At 41.5% G+C, this 11,327-nt stretch carries 10 protein-coding genes and 2 pseudogenes; 2 read left to right on the top strand and 10 right to left on the bottom strand.

What is annotated here, in order from left to right; genetic code table 11:
• Positions 1-23: 23 nt before the first annotated feature.
• The 5 genes and pseudogenes from zupT to FSC11_RS00170 form a co-directional block, all read right to left on the bottom strand.
• A complete protein-coding gene (gene zupT / locus FSC11_RS00190; protein WP_005220439.1) occupies positions 24-839 on the bottom strand; it encodes a zinc transporter ZupT in 816 nt (271 codons plus the stop codon).
• Positions 840-922: 83 nt separating this feature from the next.
• Positions 923-1,033, bottom strand: a complete 111-nt coding sequence (locus tag FSC11_RS00185; protein ID WP_163164431.1) for a methionine/alanine import family NSS transporter small subunit — start codon at positions 1,031-1,033, stop codon at positions 923-925.
• A gap of 10 nt (positions 1,034-1,043) precedes the next feature.
• Positions 1,044-2,519, bottom strand: coding sequence for a sodium-dependent transporter (locus FSC11_RS00180; RefSeq protein WP_163164429.1), 1,476 nt, complete (start codon positions 2,517-2,519; stop codon positions 1,044-1,046).
• A 388-nt stretch (positions 2,520-2,907) separates the two neighbouring features.
• Positions 2,908-3,966: pseudogene (locus tag FSC11_RS00175) on the bottom strand (RNA-guided endonuclease InsQ/TnpB family protein).
• 240 nt (positions 3,967-4,206) lie between these two features.
• Complete coding sequence (locus FSC11_RS00170; protein ID WP_004814061.1) at positions 4,207-5,649, bottom strand: aldehyde dehydrogenase family protein; 1,443 nt, start codon at positions 5,647-5,649, stop codon at positions 4,207-4,209.
• 302 nt (positions 5,650-5,951) lie between these two features.
• Between FSC11_RS00170 and FSC11_RS00165 the strand changes: the two genes are divergently transcribed.
• Positions 5,952-6,644, top strand: coding sequence for a TIGR04219 family outer membrane beta-barrel protein (locus FSC11_RS00165; protein ID WP_163164427.1), 693 nt, complete (start codon positions 5,952-5,954; stop codon positions 6,642-6,644).
• Positions 6,645-7,018: 374 nt separating this feature from the next.
• On the top strand, positions 7,019-7,579 hold the full coding sequence (locus FSC11_RS00160; RefSeq protein WP_004895920.1) for a type 1 glutamine amidotransferase domain-containing protein: 561 nt from the start codon (positions 7,019-7,021) through the stop codon (positions 7,577-7,579).
• Positions 7,580-7,636: 57 nt separating this feature from the next.
• Here FSC11_RS00160 and FSC11_RS00155 read toward each other — a convergent pair whose 3' ends face one another.
• The 5 genes and pseudogenes from FSC11_RS00155 to FSC11_RS00135 all read right to left on the bottom strand — a co-directional run bounded on the left by FSC11_RS00155 (position 7,637) and on the right by FSC11_RS00135 (position 11,123).
• Positions 7,637-7,966, bottom strand: coding sequence for an ankyrin repeat domain-containing protein (locus tag FSC11_RS00155; RefSeq protein WP_004814057.1), 330 nt, complete (start codon positions 7,964-7,966; stop codon positions 7,637-7,639).
• A 21-nt stretch (positions 7,967-7,987) separates the two neighbouring features.
• Positions 7,988-8,521, bottom strand: a complete 534-nt coding sequence (locus FSC11_RS00150; RefSeq protein WP_163164425.1) for a hypothetical protein — start codon at positions 8,519-8,521, stop codon at positions 7,988-7,990.
• Between the two features lie 104 nt (positions 8,522-8,625).
• A pseudogene (locus tag FSC11_RS00145) lies at positions 8,626-9,391 on the bottom strand (IS5-like element ISAba31 family transposase).
• Positions 9,392-9,468: 77 nt separating this feature from the next.
• Positions 9,469-9,690, bottom strand: a complete 222-nt coding sequence (locus FSC11_RS00140) for a hypothetical protein (RefSeq protein WP_163164421.1) — start codon at positions 9,688-9,690, stop codon at positions 9,469-9,471.
• A gap of 83 nt (positions 9,691-9,773) precedes the next feature.
• Positions 9,774-11,123, bottom strand: a complete 1,350-nt coding sequence (locus FSC11_RS00135) for an aromatic acid/H+ symport family MFS transporter (RefSeq protein ID WP_004814054.1) — start codon at positions 11,121-11,123, stop codon at positions 9,774-9,776.
• Positions 11,124-11,327 lie beyond the last annotated feature (204 nt).

The raw sequence follows: 11,327 nt of genomic DNA, 5'->3' as shown, positions 1-11,327 counted from the left end.
GGCTGCCTTTTTTTATTCTAAATTTATTGGAGAAATTTGAAAATTACCAGACTGCTGGCAAGGGCCGCCATCCCACTAATCAGGCCATAAACCGTTTCGTGACCTTTGGAATAACGCTTGGCGGTTGGCAACATTTCATCCAGGGCCAGATAGACCATCACGCCACCGATCAGACCGAAAATGATGCCATAGATGGTGGTATTCAGATACGGTGCCAGAATGAAGTAGCCCAATGCGGCTCCCAAAGGTTCCGCCAGACCAGAAACCAAACTGGCGAGCAATGCATAGGATTGCCGATGTGTCGCCATATATACCGGTAAAGCAATCGCTACACCTTCCGGGATATTGTGAATCGCAATCGCTACCGCCAACGGCGCACCCAGCATCGGGCTTTCCAGGGTTGCAAAAAAGGTCGCCATGCCTTCCGGCAAATTATGTGCAGTGATGGCAAATAAAGTGAGCAAGCCGGTACGTAGTAACTGTTCCTGCCCTAGGTCCTGGGTATTATTTTTTTCTAGGGTCTCATGCGGATTGGGGACCAAATGATCCAGTAACAGCACCAAGACTGCACCCAGTAATAAAGTCAAGGTTCCCCAGGCATACCCTATTTTCGCGCCATACGCCACGCTAAAAGAATCAATAGATTTGGTCAGAATCTCAGTAAGAGATACATAAATCATCGCTCCAGCAGCAAAGGCCAGACCGAAGGACATGACACGCAGGTTGGGTTTTTTTAAAAATAACACCAGTCCCCCACCCACCACGGTGGCCAAGCCGGCAAATAGAGTTACGGCAAAGGCTGTATAGACTTGTGCATCAGTAACGGAAGCAATACCCATAAGTCAGCCATTAAAAAAAGTCATTATCAACAAAGATGATAATGACTTTCATTTACAGCAACAATCAGTTTATGTGAAGATTGTTAGTCTTCTGGTTCTTCCGGATTTTTTGCCAGATGAATCACAGAGAATATTAGCCCCCCCCATAATAAAACGATGGAGAAAATCATCATGATTAATGCAGATGTATTCATATTGGTTCTCCTAACTATGACGGTCTTTAACTAGACTGAGCAGAATGGCGCCCAGAATAAAGAATGCAAGGGTGCCCCCACCAATCGTCCATAACGTACTTGCAGGATAACCACCATAGCCTTCAGCCATGATTGATTTCAGGGTTAAACCCAATGCCAGCAATAATGACAAAGGCGTGATCACTGTCAGCATGAACTTCCAGCTGGCACCAAGTTTCACACTGGCAAATTCATTGACATGCATTTCCAGCTGTTTCATCACTGGGCGGCGGAACCAGGACAATAAAATAATCGATAACAGGCCACCACCGACAATACCGATGTTATTGGCAAAGTAGTCAATAATGTCGACAAATGTAATGGCACTATGGGTCGAGAAGATCAAAGTCGATACCACTGCTGAACCACCGGCAATAATCGTCACGGACTTGTTCTTTGACCAGCCCAGCTTGTCCTGGAATGCCGCAATTGGCACCTGCAGGATACTGACCATGGAGGTAATACCCGCCACTGTTAATGACGCAAAGAATAGGAAGCCGAACAGATCTCCACCTGCACCTAAACTGGAAATGATTTTCGGGAAGGCAATAAAGGCCAGACCGATACCACCAGATACTACATCTTCAACTTTCGCACCTGAGCTGAATGCCATGAAACCAAGTGCTGCAAAGACACCAATACCCGCTAGAATTTCAAAAGACGAGTTCGCCAATGCCACCACGATACCTGAACCGGTCAGGTTGGTTTTACGTTTCAAGTAAGATGCATAAGTCAACATGATCCCGAAACCCACCGAAAGTGAGAAGAAGATGTGACCAAAAGCTGCCAGCCAGACTTTATAATTAGTCATGGCTTCCCAGTTTGGAGTAAAGAAGGCATTTAAGCCATCGACTGCACCAGGTAAACGTACCGCCTGAATCACCAGGATCGTGAATAAAATCACCAGTAATGGCATAAAGATTTTATTCGCCAGTTCCACCCCACGGCGTACTCCACCATAAAGGATCAGCATCACCGCTGCCCAAACGACTACCAGACCAAAAAACAGTACCGGAACAAAACCGAAGGTCAGGCCTTCACCATTTTGCAGATAGGTATTGAAGAAAAAGCCTTGAGTATCGGTTCCCCACTGTTGTCCGAAGGAATAGAACATATAACTGCCAGCCCAGGACAATACGCTGACATAATAAATCCCGATGATCAGGGTCACCATCACCTGCCACCAACCCAGAGATTCTGCATTCATGAGTTTTTTATAGGCCATCGGTGGTGCTTTGCGGAACTTGTGTCCAACTGCATAATCTAAAAACAATAATGGCAAACCTGCTGCGAAAATCGCAATCAGATAAGGAATCAGGAATGCGCCTCCGCCATTTTCATAGGCAACGTATGGAAAGCGCCAAATATTCCCTAACCCTACTGCAGAGCCAATCGCTGCAATAATAAATCCTGATCGTGCCGACCAATTCTCTCGAGTATCTGTCATAGAACACCTAAACCTTAGGTCTCTTTAGATGCTGCTTATTGTGGTTATCGCGCGAGCAAAAAAAGTACCAATAAAAATAATTCTGGGTGCTTCAATTGGAGCATTGCTTTGTGAGCTTCAGCTTCTAAATCAGCCAACGGTCTAGCATGTCAAATCCTGGATAAAGCATCTTGCCCACACTGTCCGTGTATATGGATTTAACAATACTGAGTTTTAAGTATGATTTGTGTAAATTCTGCTCCTAATATTAATTTTTTATAATATATCTTGTTCAACCGTTCAATATTTCTCCAGGGTTAGCTTGATTTATTAAGTTATAAGTGAATTAACTTTTAGGAATATATTGTTTTTTAAGTATATCTTGATGAGTTTTGACATCCTCCCCCAGCTAAAGCAAGGGGATTCCTACTGCTAGACGCTCATGCCCGAGCGCAAGAATATTCAGTGCGGAATTTACATCCCGATCCCATGAGCTACCACACTCACCACACTGCCACTCTCTTATTCCTAAACCTGCTCTACCTTTCGGACTACTGGAGCGTGAGCCACAGCACGAACAAGTTTGGGTGGTATAGGCTTCATTGACTTCTTCATACCATACCCCTGCGTTCTCGCATTTATACTTGAGCATGGTTCTTAGTGTTGTCCAACTGGCATCTAACACAGACTTGGCTAGTTTAGTTTGCGCTAATGCTTTGGCATTCACATTGCCAACGAAGATTGCTGCATGTTCTTTTACCAGTTTATGGCTGAATTGATGCAGCATGTTTTGTCTTACATTTTTAATCTTGGCGTGAATTGCTTTCACTCGTTTTTTATTTTTTGCACGTTGAGCAATACCAAGTTTTTGTTCATATTTCCGATAGATTTGAGGGGCTTTAAGTTTTACGCCATCTGAACAAGTGGCTAAATCTTTTAAACCTAAATCTATGCCAATTGAGGTTATAGCGGCGGTTTTCTCTGTTTTAGCATTGTCAACTACAAGACATACATACCAACGGCCTCGGCTATCTTCAACGAATGAGCCTGTTTTAACCCTGTATTGACTTAAACCGTAATTATCCCATAACTTGAATTGGTGTTTACCATATTGAACACAGCCATCAGCATATTTGATTGCAACCTTTTTAAACGGTATCCAACCCAGTGAGCGTCTAGCTGATTTTTTATTACTGACACGCCATTTTAGTTTTGCTTTTTTGAACTGCTTGCGTCTTGTGACCAATTCTTCTGTCACTGCCTGAATAGTTTGACTGTGCAAGTTGCATTCTTTCGATGTGCCTTTCGTGTATTTTGCAATATCGTATGCTGAAAAGAATTGTTATTTTTTTTGAAGATGTTTAAAACACAAATCATTGACATAATTCCAAACCAAATTTACTTCGGATGCTAACTGATTTAGCACCTTGCAATGTTTGTCTTTTATGCGTAATTTGAGTGTCTTCATCCAATTATTTTAACAGTATTTTTCTTAATAGTGACTATAGTACAAGTATTTAAAACGACATTTCGTGTCTTTCATGTGGTTTACTCCAGTCGCTTATATCCTCGTGCTGAACCACGAGATTTTACGCTCCAGTGGATAAAAATTATTCCTGTTCTCTTCTTATTGAATAGCTGAACTTTAAAAACTCAGATCATGAGCAAATGTGCGCATGATCTGAACACTTAAAATTTAAATCATTATTCAGGCTTTAATCACCAGCATACGTTCTTCCTGCATGTCACGAATAGCAGACTGGATGCCTTCACGCCCTAATCCCGAATCCTTTACACCGCCATACGGCATATTATCAACACGGAAGGATGGAATGTCGTTGATGATCACGCCACCGACATGCAACTGATTCCAGGCATACAGCATCTTGTTCAGGTTCTGGGTATAGACACCCGCCTGCAAACCAAAACGACTGCTGTTGATGCATTCAATCCCGGCCTCAAAATTGCTGTATTTTTCCAAGATTGCCATCGGACCAAACACTTCATCCTTATACACTTCTAGTTCATGATCAACATCTTCCAGTAGGGTTGGCTCAAACATCACGCCATCCAGCTTGCCGCCACTGAGCACTTTAGCGCCTTTCTTCACGGCTTTATCCAGCCATTTTTTCAAACGCTGGGCTTCAGCCTCCTTAATCATTGGGCCGACCAGGGTGGTGTCCAAATCTGGATCCGCTGGTTTAAGCTTTTTCAGTTTGGTTACCAGTTTTTTCTTCACCTCAGCGTAGATATCTTGATGCACCAAAATACGCTGCACGCTAATGCAGACCTGTCCGGCATGACCAAAAGCACCACCGATCAGGCGATCAATAAAGCTATCCGTGATTTCAGTATCAGGCTCGATCATTACCGCGGCATTACCACCCAGTTCCAACGTGACTTTCTTGCGCCCTGCCCGCGCTTTCATATCCCAACCGACCACATCAGAACCGGTAAAGCTGAGCATTTTGAAACGGTCATCCGTCACCAGTACATCCGCCAGTTCACGTGGACAGGGCAGTATCGAGAACGCATTTGGTGGTAAATCAGTCTCTGCCAGAATCTCAGCAATCTTTAAGGCTGACACCGGTGTCAGACTGGCAGGTTTTAAGACAAAGGGACAACCCGCTGCAATTGCAGGCGCAATCTTGTGAGCGGTCAGATTCAGCGGAAAATTAAAAGGACTGATCAGGGAGACGGCGCCAATCGGAACCTGTTTCACAAAACCCTGATAGCCCGATGCAGCCGCTGTAACTGCCAATGGCATCATACGGCCTGAATCAACCTGAGTCACGGCATCGGCGGCAATCTGGAAAGTATTGATCAGACGTTCCACTTCAGCTGCTGCAGCTTTACGTGGCTTACCCCCCTCAGCAATCAGAATCTCGGTCAACTGACCGCGAATCTCATTAAAGCGCTTCACACAGTGCAACAGGATTTTCTGTTTTTGATAAGGCTCCAGAGCCGCCATTTCCGCTTCGGCTTTGACTGCTGCTTTAATGGCTTTTTCCAGAATTTTGGCATCTGCCAATGACACACGTGCGCAAACCTTATGCGTATATTTATCCTGAACCTCCAGCCACTCTGAGGTTTCCACTGGCTTACCTGCAACATAAAGCGGATAGTCGATTACTGCTCGGGGTTTAGTCATGTTATGTCCTTTCAGGTTCACGCAATATTTCGATATATTTGATTATATGCTCAAGATCCAGTGACATGCGTTTTTAAAATGTAGACCTTGATTGAAATGGCTGAAAAGCCTGCTCTGCAATTATTCTAGATCTAGCAAAATAAAACTGAAAAATTAAGCTTAATCTGGCTAGATGGTTCCCTACTTGCTGCCATATACATTTTGAAAATTACCTATATGATGCAGCTAGCCAGAAATACTAAAAATATAGATTTAGGTCATAAAACTGCTCAATTTGAGTCAAGCACAAGGAAATTCAACCTATGCATGCAAGAATCATCAATACCTTATTATATGGACTGGCACTGAGTAGCGTCAGCCATGCCGATATCATTGGTCTGAAAGCAGATGCCAGCTACTGGAATTTTGACGGATATAGCCAGTCTGACAATGCCAGTAAACATGATCTGGACCGTCAAGGTACGGCACAGCTGTCTGTAGCTTTGGAACATCCGGTACCGTGGTTGCCAAATGCGAAAATCAAATATGTAAATCTCAACAGTAACAGCGAGCAAAGCACTGTACTTAATGCTTCAGATATCGAGCTGAACAATATTGACTATATTCTGTATTACGAATTGCTGGATACAGTTGTGCATGCGGATGTTGGTATCGGCTTAAGCAATCTGGATGGTACGGTGAAAAACCTGAATGCCGGTGCTCTAACCCAGTACGATCTAGACGAATACAGTCCTCTGCTCTACGCAACAGCAGGTGTCAAACTGCCATTCACCGGGATGAGCGCCAAAGCTGAAGCTGTTTACAGCCATGGCAGCGACACTAAAAAGACCGATGTACAAGCTGAACTTCAATACGACTTTATTGATAATCTGGCTGTAGACCTCGGTGCCAAACTGGGTTATCGCATCATGAAAATTGATGCCGAGCAAAATAATGTGCCAGATCTTCAACTAGAATTTAAAGGTCCTTATATCGGTCTGGACATGCACTTTTAATGAAAAGAATGACTTACAGAATACTACTTAGATCTTGTAAGCCCAGGCGTACAACATAAGCTGTTATCTGCGTCTTTTAAGCTATATTAAGCTGCAGTATCTTAAACCCATAGAGAGCAGGATGCTCCGAAACATAAAAACAAAAATAAGCAGATGCACCAGGACGTGAGGTACGACAGGAGTTATACCTAAATCACGAAATACGGAAAAAGCCCCGATAGGATATCGGGGCTTTTTCCATCTATTGTTTTTTTCTGTTGTTCTCTCAGGTCTTTCTTCTATAAACGCTTACAGTCCTCGGCTAAAAAAGCAACATTTCTAAAAATGCCTTATTGCTAAGCTAAAGACCCCTGCAGATATTGAGATTTACAATCATGGTCAAGAAAGTTCTGATTATCACCTCGAACGAAGGCATTGAACACGATGAATTAGTCCAGCCCCTGGATTTCTTGCAGTCACATGGTTTTGTGGTGATTCATGCTGCAGAAAAAAATGAAGATGTCCACACCATGGAAGCTGACAGCAAGCCAAGTGCACAATACACACCTGATACAACCATGCATGAAGTCAGTGTAGAAGATTATGATCTGCTGGTGATTCCTGGTGGAACAGTGAATGCGGATAAATTACGCATTAATGAAGATGCCCAACGCATCATCCAGTACTTTGCTGATAACCAGAAACCGATTGCGGCAGTCTGTCATGGTCCATGGGCACTGATTGATGCGGGTCGCGTCAAAGATAAAAACCTGACTTCTTATAAGAGTATCAAGCTGGATCTAGAGAATGCCGGTGCAAAATGGGTCGATGAAGAAGTACACCGTTGCAATACCAATGGCTGGGTACTGATTACTTCACGTAATCCGGATGATTTACCGGCTTTTAATACTGCAATTGTGGAAGAACTGGAAGCGGACATGGATATTATTCCGTAATCCTAAACTGTTCTCAAAAAGAAACCCCAGCTTGTGGGGTTTCTTTTTTATTCTTTCTTATTTAGGAATACTGCCTTTCAGGCTTTTTAAATATTCCACGACATCTTTATTGCCTGCCATTTCAGCCAGCTCTAAAGCAGTATAGGTACTGCGATGATCGACATCTGCGCCTTTACTCACCAGTAACTTCACCACTTCAAGATGATCATTTTCAGCAGCAGCCTGTAATGCGCTATAGCCTTCTTCATCAGCTGAGTTAACGTTTAGACCTTCTTGTAAGCCCTGCTCGACCTGTTCAACGTCACCGACTGAGGCCCAATACACCAGTTCAGGAAGATGCAGTTCATCATCATCTTCAGGGATTGGGGAGATCGAATTGAATTCCATATACTTTACCCATTACTATTTTTACTTAAATAATGGACTATATCTTGCCATAAGTTCTTCTTCAGTCCTTCCTGTAATTTTTGATATTTTTTTATAATCAGGTAAAGGACATTCCTCTAGTAAGAGATGAATTGCTTTATTCGTTTTCAAATCAAGATGTAATATAAACCCATAATTTTTCAATAAATTTAAATCTATTTTCTTACTTACAGCTGCAGGAAATTCGTTTAAAAATTTATAAAACTCAATAATTAAGTCATCGGTAAGCCGCAAACTACGTTCTGTTAGATCAATTAAACAAGATAAATCACTTTGATTAATTTTTGACTCTATTTCTTCATCACTTAAATCAGCATATGCTATATTTAAATTATTAGCTTTAAAGAACTGTATACGAACTTTATCGTTAATTTCATTTCTAATATTCCACATTGAAAGCAAAGTATTGTAATTAGCGAAGAGAGTTCTTAGATAGGCTACGTTAAACCATTTAGTTTCTTTTTGGTCTGTAATAAAAACTAATTCATAATATTCGAATTGATAATTTTGACCCATACCAATAATTGATGGAACAGCAAGAAATCTCTGATAGGGATGTGAAGTTAAATTACCGTAATAATTATATTTGGTAGCAAGTAATGATTAGGGTCTGTTGACACTTACTGTTCATAATTAACCCTATAACGGTAGCCATAAAAATATACAGGCTAAGACAACAGAACTTTGATAATTTCTTTTGAGCTTGTCATATCGAGTAGCTATTCCTCTAAATTGCTTTAATCTACAAAACATATTTTCAACTAAATGCCTGATTTTATATAAATACCAGTCCATATGGTCATTGTTCGATTGGCTATTCGTTTTCTTTGGTATATTCGCTTTAGTCCCTGTTTTCCTGATCTGTTCACGCAGTGGTTCTGAATCATAGCCTTTATCTGCACATACCACTTTTGTCTCTTTTAAATCTAATGTTGATATTAAATCAGGTGCAACTTTAACATCATGTGTGGTTCCATCGCTAATCATGAAATCAATAGGATTGCCATGTGCATCAACAATCAAATGTATTTTTGAGGAGTTTCCTCCTACACTTTTAGAAATAGATTGATTCGCTATGCCGGCAGAATGTTGATGAGCACGTACATGAGAGCCATCAATAAAAATCCACTCCATATCGGGGCATGAGGCTAGTAATTTGAATAATCTAAGTAACTTACCGCTGCTTGACCAACGATTAAAACGTTTGAAAATAGAGTTTGAATGACCAAAACAAGAAGGAATATCTCGCCACGGACAACCTGTTCTAATTCTATAGAGAATAGCTTCAATAAAATTGCGTAAATTTGAGTTGTGGTGAATGGATAAATTACGCAGAATAACTTTCAACTTTTGCCAGTGTTGATCTGTCAGCATGGTACGAGGCATAGCGAATAGTAAAATTGGGTTTGGCGATTTGATTTTACTACTTCGCTATTTTTTTAAGCTAAAAGTGTCAACACACCCTAATGTATTTCATCTGCGATCAAAATCCATTTATTAAGTATATCTAGCTTTCTTCTTTCTGCAGTTAGCTTTTCTTGTCTTAAATAGACCCTATACCCTACTATTGCACCAATTAATGAAGAAACAAGTGCCATAGCTATAGGGAAAATATAATCTTTAATAACATTTGATTCTTGTTTAAGTTGCAAAATTGCTTCAGCTATTAATTGTTCTTCATTCATCTTTTAGAATTTATTTTTAAAAATTAGATTTTTATAACATAAAAAAGCCTCCTTTCGGAGGCTTCATTTTAAAACTCAATTTTTTAAGCTTTCGACACTGCTGGCTCGACTGAACCAATCTTGTTAGCCTCATTTTCATGCATGATCAATGCAACCGCAATTGCTGTAATCAGAACCGGTAAACCGACTGCCATAAAGTTGAAGTGTGCAGGCAGGTTCATACCCAGTAAGCCACCAATCAGGATTGGACCTACAATCGCACCCATACGACCAATCGCAGAAGACCAGCCAATACCTGTAGAACGTACTGCCAGTGGGTAGTACTGCGCTACATAACTGTATAGCAACATTTGTGAACCGATTGATGCTGCACCAGCCAGGAACACCAAGATATAAAGTAAGAACTGGTTAGACGCAAAGCCCATTGAGCTCATCACAATCGCACCCATAATACCCAGGAACATCAGTACTGGTTTCAGGTGGAAACGGTCAGCCAGAATACCACCGCCGACGATACCAACTACTGCACCCACATTCATGACCATCATGAACATCAGGCTGTTATCCATTGAGTAGCCCGCAGCCATCATTAGTTTTGGCAACCAGCTGCTAAGTGCATACATCGTCAGCAAGCAAGTGAAGAATGCTACCCAGAACAATAATGTATTGACTGCACGACCGCGGCGGAACAGGCTAACCACGTTCGCAGCTTCAGGTACATTTTCCTGGGGTAAAGTGAATACTGTATTTTCAGTTACTTTTAAATCTGGTGCCATACGACGCACAATCTCTCGTGCTTCCGCTTGGCGATTTTGTTTCACCATAAATGAAATAGATTCAGGTAAAAACTTCCAGATCACAGGTAATAAGAACAGTGGAATTCCCGCGATAAAGAACATGATCTGCCAACCAAAATCTGGAGTAAACCATGAGCCAAGTAAAGCAGCCATGACACCACCTACGGCATAGCCACTGAACATTGTGGTTACTAAGGTACTACGCATCTTTTGTGGCGCATATTCAGAAGTCAGTGCTACCAGGTTTGGCATTACACCACCAATGCCTAAACCAGCAAGGAAACGTAAAATACCAAATTCAGTCGGGTTAGACGCAAAGCCGCCCGCGAAAGTTAAACCACTAAACAGCACGATACAGATCATGATCACTTTTTTACGGCCAATCTTGTCTGCCAGCGAACCAAAAATCATGGCACCAAACATCATGCCTGCAAGTGCTGTACTGGCTAGCATACCTGCCTGTACTGCGCTTAAGCCCCAATCTTGCATTAAGAGTGGCAGCGTCACACCATTAATTGCTAAATCGTAGCCATCAAATAAGATAATGAGTAAACACCAAGCAACTACATTGAAGTGAAAAGGCGTAAATTTCGCATTATCGACTACAGAATTAACATCTATTTTTTCCGTTGTCATCGTTCTCATCTCCCATGAGTACTTGTCCATAAATCCTGCTGACTATTACGACAAAACAGTCAGTTCGAGGGAATATACTGAAGCGGATTTCGCGTTACAATAAGACCATAGTTAAGGTAAATTAAAGCTTTAGAGATATACATTTATGTGATTATTTACGTTATTATTAATATTTAAATGCTTGTTTTATATATTTAAAATATA

This window comes from Acinetobacter schindleri (genome assembly GCF_010918895.1).
Taxonomy (GTDB): Bacteria; Pseudomonadota; Gammaproteobacteria; order Pseudomonadales; family Moraxellaceae; genus Acinetobacter; species Acinetobacter schindleri.
This window is presented reverse-complemented; position numbering and strand designations above follow the sequence as displayed.

Excerpts from the sequence above, each read along its gene's own strand:
- FSC11_RS00160 (WP_004895920.1), top strand. The coding sequence starts at position 7,019 with ATGGTCAAGAAAGTTCTGATTATCACCTCGAACGAAGGCATTGAACAC.
- FSC11_RS00135 (WP_004814054.1), bottom strand. The coding sequence starts at position 11,123 with ATGACAACGGAAAAAATAGATGTTAATTCTGTAGTCGATAATGCGAAA.
- FSC11_RS00180 (WP_163164429.1), bottom strand. The coding sequence starts at position 2,519 with ATGACAGATACTCGAGAGAATTGGTCGGCACGATCAGGATTTATTATT.
- FSC11_RS00150 (WP_163164425.1), bottom strand. The coding sequence starts at position 8,521 with ATGGGTCAAAATTATCAATTCGAATATTATGAATTAGTTTTTATTACA.
- FSC11_RS00185 (WP_163164431.1), bottom strand. The coding sequence starts at position 1,033 with ATGAATACATCTGCATTAATCATGATGATTTTCTCCATCGTTTTATTA.
- FSC11_RS00155 (WP_004814057.1), bottom strand. The coding sequence starts at position 7,966 with ATGGAATTCAATTCGATCTCCCCAATCCCTGAAGATGATGATGAACTG.
- FSC11_RS00170 (WP_004814061.1), bottom strand. The coding sequence starts at position 5,649 with ATGACTAAACCCCGAGCAGTAATCGACTATCCGCTTTATGTTGCAGGT.
- FSC11_RS00165 (WP_163164427.1), top strand. The coding sequence starts at position 5,952 with ATGCATGCAAGAATCATCAATACCTTATTATATGGACTGGCACTGAGT.
- FSC11_RS00140 (WP_163164421.1), bottom strand. The coding sequence starts at position 9,690 with ATGAATGAAGAACAATTAATAGCTGAAGCAATTTTGCAACTTAAACAA.
- zupT (WP_005220439.1), bottom strand. The coding sequence starts at position 839 with ATGGGTATTGCTTCCGTTACTGATGCACAAGTCTATACAGCCTTTGCC.